Raw genomic sequence first — 14382 nt, 5'->3', positions numbered from 1 at the left:
TTTTTCTCTTTTAAGGGGTCTTGGGGCCCATTCCCTGTAATAACACTTTTATTACAAAGCGTGGTAGAACGGTTTGGCGTTTCCAACGCCAGGGCTCTTTCCACAGACGATACAGCCACTCTAGATGAAGTTCTCGGAGACGTTTAGGTGCACGGATCACGATCCCAGCGAGTGCATCGAAACTTCCGCCTACCCCTATACTTACCGTTGCTAATCCAGGATGTTCAGCAAGCCAATATTCCTGACGAGGTGCACCCAATCCTACGAGTAAGACATCCGGTTGAAACCTTAGGATCTCTTCTAATACACGAGTTTCTTCAGCCAAACTAAAGTATCCGTGATGTCCTTCTAAAATAATTCCGGGGTATTTTTGAACTACCTGTTTTATGGCTTTTTCGACTACGCCGGGTTTCCCTCCTAAAAAGAAGAGCCGCCATTGCTGGTCATTAGCCACAGGGAATATCGACTGGACTAAATCTATCCCGGTTACTCTTTCCTGTACTGGAGTTCCTAATCGCCGGGCGGCCCAAACCACACCAATCCCATCAGCCGTCACAACATCTGCAGAATTAATCAGTCTCTTCAGTCCTTGATTGTAGCCAGATGCATAGATCATTTCAGGATTGGCTGTCACCACTCGAATCTTAATCTGATTTTCAACCGACTCTCGAATTTTCTCCACAGTCTCTGGCATGGAATATGTATCTACGGTAATTCCGAGAATATCAACTCTCATGGTACCTTTCCTTTCTAAGGAAGTTTCGTAACGTCCTATCCTCTGCACTCATTGAGGCAATTCTTCTCGCATGCTCTCTAAGTTAGATTTCCACTTCCTTGGGTCTACTGAGAATGATAAAGTCCAAGGTAAGAAGACCTTACCCGAATAAGATTTCTCATTTCGGATCCAGCCACTAGCCTCGGACCATTTCGGGATATTTTTACGTTTATTAAACCTGTTTTCTGCTCTAAAACTTTCCGTTTAATAATTTGCCAGTGCCTAAGGCCACGCATGAAATAGGATCCTCAGCAATACTCACAGGCAATCCTGTCTCACGAGCCAACCGGATATCGAAACCGTACATTAATGACCCTCCGCCTGTCATGATAATCCCTTTATCAAGAATATCCGACGATAATTCAGGTGGGGTCCGCTCCAATACTTCTTTAACCCCAGCAACAATCGCATCAATGGATTCCTCAAGGGCCACATAACACTCTCGGGAATTGACTTTAATCGTCTTGGGTAAACCCGTAATTAAATCCCGACCTCGCACATCAATGTCCACGCAGGGACGGCCCTCTGAAATAGCTGAGCCAACCGCAATCTTAATTTCTTCAGCCGTACGCTCTCCTATCATGAGATTATGCTCACGTCGGATATAGCGGCTAATTGCCTCATCAAATTTATCTCCACCGACCCGAAGGCTGCGTTTCGCCACTATACCGTTGAGCGAAAGTACTGCAATATCGGTTGTTCCTCCCCCAATATCTACGACCATACTTCCTGTAGGTCCAGAAATATCCAGTCCTGCTCCCAAGGCTGCCGCATAGGGTTCTTCCACTACTTTAACATCTTTAGCACCAGCCTGGTAGGCTGCTTGTTTTACAGCTCTTTGCTCAACTTCTGTTACCCCAGAAGGAATACACACAACAACTCGCGTTCTGTAAAATGGCCAACGCTTCGCGCCTGCTTTTTCGAGAAAGTATTTTAACATTAGTTCTGTAGTCTGATAATCTGCAATGACTCCATCACGCATTGGGCGCACAGCCACAATATTTCCAGGTGTTCGACCAATCATTAATCTCGCTTCTTCACCAACGGCTATTCGCTTATTGTTATTACGGTCGATTGCAATCACCGAAGGCTCGTGTAAGACAATTCCTTTTCCTTTGGCGTACACTAAAACACTGGCTGTCCCCAAATCTATTCCTAAATCTATCCCAAAATCCATTCCAAACATGAGTAGAGATACCCCTTTCGTCCTCTGTAGCTTGTCCATCTGAATAGACTATAAACAAATAGCATAATCTCCCTTTCGGGAGATTCGCTATTATAAGTTAGTACTTCTAAAATTATTCGTGATTAATTTGATAATCCCTTTAGTTATGGCAAGTTTTTTTTAAATTCTTCATGATCCATTTTACTTCACATTATGCTTATAAGCTAGTTTTCTTGATATTTTTTTCTTGTAGCCTCGCCTCCTCGTATATGTCGTTCAGCTTTGTTGGTCTCCAGAATGTGCTTAACTTCCATAGATAACTTCTCGTTTACCAGGGGCAATCTTTCCGTAACATCTTTATGAACCGTACTTTTCGATACTCCGAAGACATCAGCCGTTTGCCGAACGGTCGCACTCGATTCTAATATGTAAGTCCCAATATCGAGCACCCGTTTACGTATATATTCTTGCACGCAGAGCCCTCCTTCGTCCACAAGTGTAGTACATTTATATGCGTGCTCAATCAAAAAAGACATCCGTAAAAGGATGTCCTCTGTTGGTAAATACTGTAGAATAACTACCGCTACCTCGCTTCAAACTATAATACGGCAATCTTTAGTAGCAAAACTCACTGAACTCTGAGCGAACCTTCCTCCTCCAGATAATCTCCACTATATACCCAAACAGCCTCTTAAGTGAAGCGCTATCATTCATGTCAGATGCCTTTTGCAACAGTCTTTCAAATTGGTTCACATCGATCGAGGCATCCTTGATATGGATGGAATAATTAGCACATGAAGCCTTACCAAATCAATAACCTAATCAAAATTATAAACGGTACCAGTTTGCTAACCGATACCTAGAAAACGATTATAATTAAGCTAAATCTCTAGTAAAAAATACTATTCCTACTCTGTCAATATGTCCTTTCAAGTCTTTATGGTTCAAATGCGAGTAATCCACTATATCAAAGAAATATGGCATTGGACTTTCTTCTTCTAAAATGGCATGAAGCCTTGATAACGTTGAAAAGGAAATTTTATTTCCCCAAATCGCAATATCCACATCGGAGCCAGGCTTATAATTTCCCTTTACACGAGAGCCAAAGATTGCCGCCTTTTCGATCTCAGAAAATTGCTTCATAGTTGTGATAATATGGGACAAATCCTCTTCTCGAAGTCCGAAATTCATACCATGCCCTCCAAAGTGGAAAAAAGCTCTTGCAACATCCCATAGTAAGCTGTACGAATAAGCCGTTCTGCTTCAATTGTCAAATTCTCATTATAAGTATGGGCCATGAGATTTCTTTTTTCGAGCGCATCAATCCATACATGCCCATCCTGCAACAACTCTATCTGAAACCCTGTCTGAATAGCCATTCTTGGACTTTTTATGTTAAAACCTTGCTCCTCAAGATAATCCTTCATAGTTTTCCACGCAAGCTCAAAGGTATATTCAAAGCATTGGATCAAACCTTGTTTTTCGAATTTATTGAGTTCAGGTTTTTCGATAAACTCCTTTAATTGCGAAATTGCTTTTCTGAAGTTATCATGTCTTTGCTTCCAACGCACATCATTAGCCATAAGTTTCTCACCTACCTTAATTGAAAATTCTTAGCTAATACTTGATCTCTTTAAAATTCCACCCTTTCATCTTGATTTATTTTATCCTAAATATGGTATATATTCAAGGTTGATATCTGACAGCGTTAGTAGGGACAGGCCCTTAAGCGCACACTTCCTAGGACAACTTCTGGCAAAAATCTTGCACATACTATTTCAATACGATATAGTAAGATTATTGATTGGGTTCGGACGGACATGATACTCCTTAAGAATACCTTTAAATACCGTGGGCGTTTGTATTTTTACGTATTCTTATAAGCTTCCTAATAACCTCTATCGAGGGGTTTTATAGGGATTAGACAGATGACACATAAGAATTCACCTAGTAGGGATAAGTAGCACTAACAAGGTCGGTGTTCCGTCACCTGGCTTGTTAAATGCGTAGCTGTCCCTTTTTATTAGGAGCCCAAAGTGACTAGAATTCACCTTCGAGAAGGCAGAGAGTCAAATTTTTAGCAGGAGGTACTATTTCTTGACCAACGAAAGCAAACTACAAATTATTCCCCTCGGTGGACTCGGGGAAATCGGAAAGAATACAACCGCCATCCGCTATAACAATCAGATCTTGATAATCGATGCGGGTCTAGCGTTTCCTGACGATGATATGTTAGGAGTCGACCTCGTTATCCCAGATTATACTTACCTCATTGAGAACAAAGACCTGATCCTGGGAATCCTAATTACTCATGGTCATGAGGATCATATCGGGGGACTACCCTATTTATTGAGACATTTGAACGTTCCTATTTACGGAACACGTCTTGCAATCGGTTTAATTCAATACAAACTAACTGAAGCTAAATTGGGACAAGTAACCACCCAGGTAATTCAGCCCCGAGATACTATAAAACTAGGTTCGTTCAGCGTAGACTTTATAAATGTCAGCCATAGCATCCCTGGCGCTGTTGGTTTGGCTATTCATTCCCCTCTAGGAACCATCGTTCACTCTGGCGATTTTAAACTGGATCATACCCCGGTGAGCGGGGGGGTCCTTGACTTACCAAAGTTTTCAGAACTTGGGGATAACGGAGTTCTTTGCCTGATGTCTGACAGTACGAATGTTGAACGCCCAGGATTTACACAGTCTGAGCGAGTTGTAGGAGAAAACATTGACAAGGCCTTCGCGGATGCTGAGGGGCGCATTATTTTCGCCAGTTTTGCCTCTAATGTCAATCGGCTTCAGCAAGCGATCTCCGCCGCCTTCAAATACCATCGCAAAGTCGCTACTGTCGGTAGAAGCATGATCAATGTTGTTGACATAGCCTCAGAGCTTGGGTATCTCGATGTCCCAGAAGGTACTCTCATTGACGTCGACGAGGCCATGCGTTTACCTGCCGATCAAGTATGCATCCTTACGACAGGTAGTCAGGGCGAGCCGATGGCTGCACTAACCCGCATGGCGGCCCATAGCCATCGTCAGATTTCCATTTATCCAGGAGATACAGTGATTCTATCAGCTTCTCCCATCCCTGGAAATGAAAAAGCAGTCTCTCGCAATATTGATCAGCTCTTCAAGTTAGGGGCCAAAGTCATCTATGAATCCGTCTCGGAGATGCATGTTTCTGGTCACGCCAGCCAAGAAGAGCTTAAACTACTGATCAGCATGGTAAAACCTAAGTACTTTATACCTGTCCACGGAGAATACCGCATGCTTATGAAACATGCTGAACTAGCTGCGCAACTAGGGATTCCACGCGAAAATACGTTTGTTGCCGAGATTGGCAATGTTATCGAGTTTACTCGTCATGGGGCAAGGCTAGCTGATAATGTGATAGCCGGGCGAATTTTTATTGATGGCTTGGGAATCGGGGATATAGGAAATAGTGTTATGAAAGACCGAACGCTCTTATCCCAAGATGGAATCTTGATCATCATTTTGGCACTCAATAGCGCAACTTCCACCATATTAGCGGGACCAGATGTTGTCACTCGTGGTTTTGTCTATGTTCGAGAGTCCAACTTAATGCTCGATGAGGTAAAAGCAATCACTAGACAGACCATAGCTAGAGGTTTTCAGAATGGTATTCGTGAAACACACATTTTACAAAATCACGTTAGGGATGCAGTGAGCAGACAACTTTATAATAAGACCAAGAGGCGTCCCATGATAATTCCGATTTTTCAAGAAGTTTAATAACTCGACGAGACATCGCTTGTACAGAATGAGTCTAATCAATAAATAGAGACCGTTCTGATACTACATACAATAACCGACGGTCTTCCGTCGGTTAATTGTGCTCAGGCCTTTGAATTTCATTCTCATGCCATAGTTCATAATGAAGTTGTGGTTGATCACTAACCCCTTCCGCTCCCGGATACAATCCCACTTGACCTAGCGCATCATGTGCCTCTACCGTTTCCCCTACTTTAACCCGAAGGTTATCTAGTCCGCCGTATGTGACCGACCAACCTTCTCCGCAGTCTAGAGTTACTTTTTGACCAAGTAAAGGATCCAACCCTGAAAAGGTAACTTTTCCTCCTTGCGTAGCCCGAATCACGGTTCCTTCTAATACTGCGTAATCAACACCTGCATGAAAGTGATAATCCCCAAAAGACTCAGAATAATAATTACCGATTCCTCGCAAGACATTTCCATTTACTGGACAAGGTGCATCCTTTAGTCCCCAAACCTTTTCATTATTATTCTCCCCATATACAAGCATTAACTCTTTCTGTGTTTCTTGATCTTCTTGGTTGATATTTGGGCGGTCTTCCGTCTCACTTTGCAATAGTTCGTTTTCTCCTGCAGTTCCTGTATTCGGAACTGCATTGACTGACACGGCTCGAGCTACTTGATTAGTTATTGGCGACCTATTATGGACAGATTCTGACAGTGTACTTCGATATCCTATGTATACAATTAAGCTCCCTATAAGAATGAAAAAGCTCCAAACTAAAACCCCGCTTGTAGAAAGTTTACGATTTTTCAATTGACTCACCTCTATACTAGCCTTGCCCAATAATATTTTTTTAGACAAACCAGTATCCTCAATACTATTGTAGTTAGAAAGTTTACTGCATATAACCTAACTTCATTAGCTTTGTTCCTGGATAATAATGAGCCAGTATTTCCTCCGCATTGCTATTGTTTTTGGCTAAATCGTTGGCTCCCCACTGTGACATTCCCACTGCATGTCCGTTACCATATGTCGTGATTGTCAGGCGATCTGGTTGTACAACCCATTCTAAATCTGTTGACGAGAGTCCCATTAAGGTACGGAGTTGGGTCGTTTGATAGACTCTTCCCAACACTCGTACGCTTTTTACTCTTCCGGCCGACGTTCGACCTATAGTTTGGAAATCCCCTGAAGTAAAAGCTCTCGGTAAATCTTTAATTCCCAGTTTCTTATAAAGTTCCTGAGGTGTCCAGGTCACTGTTTTGACATAACGTTGTGGATCTTCTTCACCCGAACTAACATTTTGCAAATAGTCACGGGATGAATTCCATACTTCTTCCGACCGTTCAGTGGGCTTTCTTCCACTACTACTATGGTAAAGAGCATCGATATATTCCCCTTTTGATACGAGAACCAGCGCACGCGTAGCCACAACAACCTTTTCTAATTTACTCCGATACCTCCAGTAGTTAAGCCATCCCCAATGATTCTTCATCTGAGTATCAGATAACCATACCTGTGTTAGTACCGTCGTATCTACATCATAGTTCGCATCGATTAGTTTATTTTGGCTTAACTTTTTTGCAGCATAGGTCCGGGCTGCAATTGCTTGAGCTTTTAGGGCTTCGACCTCAAATTCGGCAGGCATCTCTGCAGCAACCACGCCTATGAGATAATCCTCAAGTGAGAGTGTTTCAACCCCTCCATTGGGCATCAAAACCCGTATTTGCACATCATTCTCTAATTCCTGCTCTGTTTGCCAACGTACAACACTCCAGGGTATTATAAAAATAATACATAGTGATAGTGCAATGAGCCAAACCCATTCTTTTTTCATAATAGCCCTCCTGCGGTACAAGCATTTGCTTAAATCTATGCAGAAGGATTATGGAATATGGCATACTAGGAATACAAAAAGAACAAGAGTAGAATAATCGAATAATCTACTTCTTGTTCTTTCATTTTACCCCTAATCCGCGCGTGTAATATTGGCTCCCAGGCGCGAGAGCTTCTCCTCCACTTTCTCGTAACCTCGATCAATGTGATGAATCCCTCGAATATCTGTCGTCCCTTCCGCGGTTAAGGCTGCCAGGATTAAGGCGGCTCCTGCCCGCAAGTCTGTCGCCGTAACAGGTGCTGCATTTATGCGCTGAATCCCTTGAACAATGGCGCTCCGACCCTCAATCTTGATATCCGCTCCCATACGTTTTAGCTCATCGACATGCATAAAGCGGTTTTCAAAAACAGTTTCAGTAATTAACCCTGTGCCTCTTGCTCTAGTCAGAAATGCCATAAAGGGAGCCTGAAGATCCGTGGGAAAACCGGGGTGAACCTGAGTTTTAATGTCGACTGAATTGTATATTCCATCTCCCCTTATCCGTATACCGTCTCCTTCTTCCACCATGCGGATTCCTGCTTCCTCCATTTTGGCAATTAAGGGCTTAAGATGATCCGCAATCACATTTTGAACTAAGACGTCTCCTCCAGTTGCCGCTGCTAGGAGCAGAAAACTTCCAGCTTCGATACGATCAGGAATGACTGTATGAGTAGTACCATGGAATTCACGAACCCCTTCTATGTGGATAATACTGGTACCTGCACCACGCACCTTTCCACCCATCTCGTTCAGAAACGTTGCCAAATCGACAATCTCGGGTTCTTGTGCTGCATTCTCAATCAAAGTTGTTCCTTGGGCCATAGAAGCTGCCATCATTATATTTTGAGTAGCTCCCACGCTAGGGTAATCCAGATATATACGAGTACCTTTTAAACCCTTAGTAGAAACATCTAAAAACCCATGATCCATTTTGACCTCTGCCCCTAAAGCCTCTAAACCCTTCAAATGCCAATTTATTGGGCGGGATCCAATGGCACAGCCCCCAGGATGCGAAATACGAACATGACCTTTACGGGCAAGTAGCGGTCCCATAGTAACAATAGACGCTCTCATTTGAGATACAAGGTCGTAGGGTGCCTCAATACAATCTATCTCTTGGGCTTGGATGTAAAGAGTTGAGCCTTTCCGCTCTACCTTTGCACCCAATGCCGATATAACTCGATTCATTATGTTAACATCTAACAAATCTGGAGCGTCATCCAGTTGAATGGGTTCGGCACAGAGTAAACTTGCCGCTATTATTGGAAGGACAGCATTCTTGGCCCCACTCACTGTGATTGTTCCTTCAAGCGGTTTGCCGCCTGTAATTGTGAGCTTACTCAAATTCTGAAGACACCCCCTGTTCAGTACTAGTCAGAAAGTATAACTTTAGTGCAACTTGGCAGCCTCTGGCCGAGACTCGAATTGGATGTTCGAATCTAGAACACAGCTCTGACTCGAACAAAGATGTTCGAGGTTGGAGCGCAGTGATGGCGATTTTAGGGACCATCGCCAAGATGGCAAGGTGCCGTTGGCGAGATGAGATCCCCTTCGCTAAGGCTTGGCGCCAGCCAAGTTTCTTATCTTTATTATTTCCTATTTTGATTATTTTTCCGACTTGTTAATATTCTCTTTGCTAGGCCATTTTTCCTGCTTAATTTCGACTTTTTTCTCCAGCTGGTTCTAGAATTCTTTTAGGAGCGCTGGAATCGCTAAAACAGTCTGTCCATCAGTATTTTGCCCTCGGCTAAGAAGTTGAATATTTATCTTGTCTTGTCCAGCCATGACGCTCGTACCTATATTGCTCTGGTACCCTGCGATCGAAACCATATTATCTAGAAGGAACCATTGAGATGGAAGGGTATTAGATTGACATAAATAGCCTGAAATATCGATCGCCTCAGGAATCCGTTCATCCAAATAGATTTTTACACCTTCTTTAGCAAGAATCGGAGAGATCGTCGTATACCAAGTATATAACATTCTTTCTTCAGTTTTATCAATAACCCGATGTCCAGTTAGCGTCGCCGCGCTATTCCCACGTTTTGTCAGCTGTTCTTCATGAGACCATTTCCAATCTGGCATCGGACGTTGTGTCCATAGTTCAATGGGTATTGTTCCATCCTCAGACCAGAGTATGATACTAACCTCGGCTTCCTGTGCCTGCACCATTCCGTTATTAAGTAACAAAGGTGCTGCTGTAGTTGATGAATGTACTGGCTGATTGCTTTGCAAGACTCCCTCAATAACCCAAGACTTAAATCCGATAAGCATAAGGCAACCTATTACTATTAATAATACACCTTTTCTGGCTAAATGGAATTGCGGCAGTGTTAAACCCATAAACATCTGAGGCCTCTTTCTCATACTATAAGCTTAACTTTAGTTTTACCAAATAGTGAGAAAGCTAACATACCCTGAGTTTATTTTTTTCTTTAGTGAAAGCCTGAGTTTAATAACACGATTTTGCTGGTGCCAAGCTCTAGCAAGACCCCTAGCATAAACAAGAAAAGGGCCCAAATTAGGGACCCTTTTCTTGTTTATGCAGTTAGGCTACTAAAGAGATCTAGTAAAGAATCTACTTCAGCGTACTTTGTTTATTTATTGTCACTAGAGGCACTAATTCGGGCAGCGGCTCGACGCAAAGCATACTCCGCGCGACGTACGTCGATTTCATTGTTCCGCGCCGCCAAGCGCTTCACAGCTCGCTCTTTGGCCTCTACAGCACGAGTGAGATCAATTGCTTCAGCCAGTTCAGCCGTATCCGCAAGGACTGTCGCTGTGTTATCAACGACTTCAACAAACCCGCCCGTAATTGCAGCACGTTTGATGTCACCGTTTTTTGTGTAGCGTATGACGCCGACATCCAGTCCCGCGATTAAAGCTGAGTGATTCGGTAAAATCCCTAATTCACCTGCTCCACCGGGAAGAACAACAAACTCAACATCTTCTTTCAAGACGTTCCCTTCAGGAGAGACTATTTGGAGTGAGAATGTTCCTGCCATGGATTATTCCCCCAATGTCTTGGCTTTTTCGATCACTTCTTCGATCGGTCCAACCATAAGGAAGGCGGCCTCAGACAAGTGATCGTATTTTCCATCCGCAATTTCTTTAAAGCCACGAATCGTTTCTTTCAAGGGCACATATTTTCCAGGCGAACCCGTGAATGCTTCTGCTACATGGAACGGTTGGGACAAGAAACGTTGAATCTTACGAGCTCGGAATACAATCAGTTTTTCCTCTTCAGACAGCTCATCCATACCCAGAATAGCAATAATATCTTGCAACTCTTTATATTTTTGGAGGATTTGCTGAACACGTCTCGCCACAGTATAATGTTCTTCTCCTAACACTAAAGGAGAAAGAATCCGTGATGAAGAATCCAAGGGGTCCACTGCTGGGTAAATCCCGATTTCAGCAATTGAACGGGACAAAACTGTCGTGGCGTCCAAATGCGCAAAGGCTGTAGCTGGAGCGGGGTCTGTCAAGTCATCCGCTGGCACATAGATTGCTTGTACCGAAGTGATCGATCCTTTGCGAGTGGACGTAATCCGCTCTTGGAGTTGACCCATTTCCGTAGCCAAGGTCGGCTGATATCCAACCGCCGATGGCATCCGACCGAGCAAGGCCGAAACCTCAGAACCTGCTTGTGTGAATCGGAAAATGTTGTCAATAAAGAGCAGTACGTCTTGGCCTTGCTCATCGCGGAAGTACTCCGCCATGGTTAGTCCCGTTAAGCCTACACGAAGACGAGCACCCGGAGGCTCGTTCATTTGACCGAACACCATCGCCGTTTTGTCAATAACGCCGGACTCTTTCATTTCGTTCCAAAGGTCGTTTCCTTCACGAGTACGTTCACCTACACCAGCAAAGACGGAAAGCCCACCATGTTCTTTAGCAATATTATTGATCAATTCCATGATGAGTACTGTCTTGCCTACTCCGGCACCCCCGAAGAGTCCAATTTTTCCACCCTTAGAGTACGGAGCGAGTAAGTCAATGACCTTAATTCCAGTTTCCAAAATCCGTGTCGAAGGCTCTTGATCCGCAAAGGCTGGAGCTGGTCGATGAATCGGATAATGGGTGTCGGAGGTGACTTCTCCTCCGTTGTCAATAGGCAAACCTAAGACACTAACCATGCGCCCAAGCGTTGCTGTGCCCACAGGTACCGTAATGGGTGCCCCAGTGTCGACTGCATCAATACCCCGTTGCAAGCCATCCGTAGAGGACATTGCAACAGTACGTACCGTATTATTTCCAAGATGTTGAGCGACCTCTAAGGTTATGTTAAGGTTCTGCTCAGGAACCTTAATCTGAATTGCGCTATATATTGCCGGCAGTTGGTCGGGCTTAAACTCAACGTCAACTACCGCTCCCAAAACTTGCAAAACCTTGCCGATATTCACAGGCGCGAAACCTCCTTTTTGGGTATTTCCGGCAGCTTATTCTAAGGAAGCTGCTCCCGAGACGATTTCGGATATTTCTGTCGTGATCGCTGCTTGTCGGGCTCTGTTCATCGCCAGCGACAGCTTATCAATCATAGTCTTGGCATTATCCGTAGCCGAACTCATTGCCGTCATTCGAGCCCCTTGCTCACTCGCTTTTCCTTCTAAGATCGTCCGAAAGATCTGCGTTTCAATATACTTCGGCAACAGACTGTTTAGAATGTCTTCAGCAGACGGTTCAAAAATGTACTGTTTGCCTTGTTTCCCTTCAGGTTGTTCGATCGGAAGGATTTTGATTTGCGAGGGCCTCTGGGTCATCGCTGAGACGAATTCGGTATATAGGATATACACCTCATCTGCTTCGCCCTGCTCATAAAGGCGAACCACTTCCTGGGCAATCTCTTTGGCTTGGTTATAACTCGGGTTATCCCCGAGTTTCGTATACTCAGCCAAAAACTCAATTTTACCGCGTCGGAAGAAATCTCGACCTTTGCGGCCTACAGTCACCAACTTAACCGGCTGCTGTGATTCAGAAATCAGCCCACTAGTCTTGCGTATGAGGTTCGCATTGTACCCTCCGCAAAGACCACCGTCCGATGTTATTAGCACATAAACTACCTTTTGCACTGGCCTTTTTTTCAAGAGCGGATGAAGGACATCCACTGGAGCCTGTGCAAGGCGTTCTAAGACCCCTTGCAATTGGCGAGCATAGGGGCGGGCAGCGTTAAGTTTTAGTTGGGCTTTTCTGAGTTTGGCCGCGGAAACCATTTTCATCGCCTTTGTGATCTGCTGCATATTGCGAACACTGCGAATCCGACGACGAATATCTTGTGTTCCTGCCACCTCATTCACCTACTCCTTTTTATTCTAGGCCAAAAACCCCTGCTTGAACTCATTAATCGCTTTTTCAAGCTCGGCGATCATTTCCTTAGAGAGTGCCTTCTCAGTTCGAATCTTCTCCATCAGGTCAGCCTTCACGGAGCGCATGAAGCGCAGGTATTCTTCTTCAAATTTCCCGATCTTATCTACGTCAATTTCGTCGATAAAGCCTTTAACTGCCGCGTAGATTACTACAACTTCTTCTTCAACAGGGCAAGGTGAATACTGACCCTGCTTAAGAATTTCCAGTGTCCTCTGACCACGCGTGAGTCGCATTTGGGTGACTTTATCCAAGTCCGATCCAAACTGAGCAAAGGCTGCCAACTCACGATATGAAGCGAGATCCAAACGAAGTTGTCCTGCGACTTGCTTCATCGCTTTGATTTGTGCGGAACCCCCTACCCGTGAGACGGAAATACCAACATTAATTGCAGGCCGGAAGCCAGCGTTGAAGAGGTCAGCTTCGAGGAAGATCTGACCATCTGTGATGGAAATCACATTCGTAGGAATATAGGCTGACATGTCACCCGCTTGAGTCTCAATCACTGGGAGCGCAGTCATCGACCCGCCACCAAGTTCATCCGACAGCTTCGCTGCTCGCTCCAATAAGCGAGAGTGCAGATAGAAAACGTCTCCAGGATATGCTTCACGTCCGGGTGGGCGTTTTAGAAGCAGGGATAGTTCACGATATGCCACCGCTTGTTTAGAAAGGTCATCGTAAACAATCAAGACATGTTTGCCATTATACATGAACTCCTCGCCCATTGCACAGCCAGCATAAGGAGCAATAAAGAGCATCGGTGCAGGTTCAGATGCAGTAGCTGCTACCACAATGGTAAACTTCATGGCATCGTGGTCTTCTAGCGTCTTAACAACGCTGGCAACTGTCGATGCTTTTTGTCCGACTGCGACATAAACACAAATCATGTCTTGCCCTTTTTGGTTGATAATGGTATCGATGGCCACTGCGGTTTTACCAGTTTGACGGTCACCAATGATCAACTCACGCTGACCGCGACCAATAGGTACCATAGCATCAATTGATTTCAGACCCGTTTGCACAGGTTCATGGACGGATTTTCGAGATACAACGCCGGAGGCTATGGATTCAATCGGACGAAACTTACTTGTCACGATTTCTCCTTTGCCATCAATGGGTTGTCCTAGTGCATTAACGACTCGACCAATCAAAGCCTCGCCCACTGGGACTTCCACGATCCGACCAGTCCTCTTGACTTGATCTCCTTCTTTAATTCCTAAGAAAGAGCCAAGAATAACGCAACCGATATTGTCTTCTTCAAGGTTCATCGCCATACCGTAAACGCTGTTTGGAAACTCTAAGAGTTCACCAGCCATGGCCTTTTCTAAGCCATAAACGCGGGCAATTCCGTCTCCAACTTGGATAACGGTTCCCACATCGACGATATCGACAGACGTCTCATAGTTCTCGATTTGTTGTTTGATAATAGAACTTATTTCTTCTGGACGCAAGTTCATCCT

Annotated in this window: 14 protein-coding genes; 1 reads left to right on the top strand and 13 read right to left on the bottom strand. The window is 44.4% G+C overall.

Going from position 1 to position 14382, the window contains the following annotated elements:
- Positions 1-10: 10 nt before the first annotated feature.
- From JL57_RS06745 to JL57_RS06725, 5 genes are all read right to left on the bottom strand, one after another.
- On the bottom strand, positions 11-736 hold the full coding sequence (locus tag JL57_RS06745; protein WP_034141286.1) for a WecB/TagA/CpsF family glycosyltransferase: 726 nt from the start codon (positions 734-736) through the stop codon (positions 11-13).
- Positions 737-965: 229 nt separating this feature from the next.
- Positions 966-1961 (bottom strand): rod shape-determining protein MreB, encoded by a 996-nt coding sequence (mreB, locus tag JL57_RS06740; protein WP_034141285.1) that lies wholly within the window; start codon positions 1959-1961, stop codon positions 966-968.
- A gap of 203 nt (positions 1962-2164) precedes the next feature.
- A complete protein-coding gene (spoIIID, locus tag JL57_RS06735; protein WP_009619498.1) occupies positions 2165-2413 on the bottom strand; it encodes a sporulation transcriptional regulator SpoIIID in 249 nt (82 codons plus the stop codon).
- Between the two features lie 403 nt (positions 2414-2816).
- Positions 2817-3131 (bottom strand): nucleotidyltransferase domain-containing protein, encoded by a 315-nt coding sequence (locus tag JL57_RS06730; protein ID WP_034141284.1) that lies wholly within the window; start codon positions 3129-3131, stop codon positions 2817-2819.
- Positions 3128-3523 carry a nucleotidyltransferase substrate binding protein gene (locus JL57_RS06725; protein ID WP_034141283.1) on the bottom strand — a complete coding sequence of 132 codons (396 nt, stop codon included), beginning with the start codon at positions 3521-3523 and terminating at the stop codon, positions 3128-3130. Before JL57_RS06725 ends, JL57_RS06730 begins: the two co-directional genes overlap by 4 nt.
- Positions 3524-4037: 514 nt before the next feature.
- Here JL57_RS06725 and JL57_RS06720 point away from each other — a divergent pair.
- Complete coding sequence (locus tag JL57_RS06720; protein WP_034141282.1) at positions 4038-5699, top strand: ribonuclease J; 1662 nt, start codon at positions 4038-4040, stop codon at positions 5697-5699.
- A gap of 94 nt (positions 5700-5793) precedes the next feature.
- Here JL57_RS06720 and JL57_RS06715 read toward each other — a convergent pair whose 3' ends face one another.
- The 8 genes from JL57_RS06715 to atpA all read right to left on the bottom strand — a co-directional run bounded on the left by JL57_RS06715 (position 5794) and on the right by atpA (position 14379).
- Complete coding sequence (locus JL57_RS06715) at positions 5794-6495, bottom strand: M23 family metallopeptidase (protein WP_034141328.1); 702 nt, start codon at positions 6493-6495, stop codon at positions 5794-5796.
- An 82-nt stretch (positions 6496-6577) separates the two neighbouring features.
- A complete protein-coding gene (gene spoIID, locus JL57_RS06710; RefSeq protein ID WP_034141281.1) occupies positions 6578-7519 on the bottom strand; it encodes a stage II sporulation protein D in 942 nt (313 codons plus the stop codon).
- A 132-nt stretch (positions 7520-7651) separates the two neighbouring features.
- A complete protein-coding gene (gene murA, locus JL57_RS06705) occupies positions 7652-8902 on the bottom strand; it encodes a UDP-N-acetylglucosamine 1-carboxyvinyltransferase (protein WP_034141280.1) in 1251 nt (416 codons plus the stop codon).
- A gap of 339 nt (positions 8903-9241) precedes the next feature.
- On the bottom strand, positions 9242-9907 hold the full coding sequence (locus JL57_RS06700) for a hypothetical protein (protein WP_034141279.1): 666 nt from the start codon (positions 9905-9907) through the stop codon (positions 9242-9244).
- A 248-nt stretch (positions 9908-10155) separates the two neighbouring features.
- Complete coding sequence (locus tag JL57_RS06695) at positions 10156-10563, bottom strand: F0F1 ATP synthase subunit epsilon (protein WP_034141278.1); 408 nt, start codon at positions 10561-10563, stop codon at positions 10156-10158.
- Between the two features lie 3 nt (positions 10564-10566).
- Positions 10567-11964 (bottom strand): F0F1 ATP synthase subunit beta, encoded by a 1398-nt coding sequence (gene atpD, locus JL57_RS06690; RefSeq protein ID WP_034141277.1) that lies wholly within the window; start codon positions 11962-11964, stop codon positions 10567-10569.
- A 36-nt stretch (positions 11965-12000) separates the two neighbouring features.
- Complete coding sequence (gene atpG / locus JL57_RS06685; RefSeq protein ID WP_034141276.1) at positions 12001-12846, bottom strand: ATP synthase F1 subunit gamma; 846 nt, start codon at positions 12844-12846, stop codon at positions 12001-12003.
- A 24-nt stretch (positions 12847-12870) separates the two neighbouring features.
- Positions 12871-14379, bottom strand: a complete 1509-nt coding sequence (gene atpA, locus JL57_RS06680; protein ID WP_034141275.1) for a F0F1 ATP synthase subunit alpha — start codon at positions 14377-14379, stop codon at positions 12871-12873.
- Positions 14380-14382 lie beyond the last annotated feature (3 nt).

Source organism: Desulfosporosinus sp. BICA1-9 (assembly GCF_000802135.1).
The sequence above is the reverse complement of the archived record's forward strand: the minus strand, read 5'-3'. Positions and strand labels throughout refer to the sequence as shown.

What these genes read in the sequence shown, in the direction of transcription:
- JL57_RS06745 (WP_034141286.1), bottom strand. Translation starts at nt 736, where the DNA reads ATGAGAGTTGATATTCTCGGAATTACCGTAGATACATATTCCATGCCA.
- JL57_RS06725 (WP_034141283.1), bottom strand. Translation starts at nt 3,523, where the DNA reads ATGGCTAATGATGTGCGTTGGAAGCAAAGACATGATAACTTCAGAAAA.
- JL57_RS06695 (WP_034141278.1), bottom strand. Translation starts at nt 10,563, where the DNA reads ATGGCAGGAACATTCTCACTCCAAATAGTCTCTCCTGAAGGGAACGTC.
- mreB (WP_034141285.1), bottom strand. Translation starts at nt 1,961, where the DNA reads ATGTTTGGAATGGATTTTGGGATAGATTTAGGAATAGATTTGGGGACA.
- JL57_RS06700 (WP_034141279.1), bottom strand. Translation starts at nt 9,907, where the DNA reads ATGTTTATGGGTTTAACACTGCCGCAATTCCATTTAGCCAGAAAAGGT.
- JL57_RS06730 (WP_034141284.1), bottom strand. Translation starts at nt 3,131, where the DNA reads ATGAATTTCGGACTTCGAGAAGAGGATTTGTCCCATATTATCACAACT.
- atpA (WP_034141275.1), bottom strand. Translation starts at nt 14,379, where the DNA reads ATGAACTTGCGTCCAGAAGAAATAAGTTCTATTATCAAACAACAAATC.
- spoIID (WP_034141281.1), bottom strand. Translation starts at nt 7,519, where the DNA reads ATGAAAAAAGAATGGGTTTGGCTCATTGCACTATCACTATGTATTATT.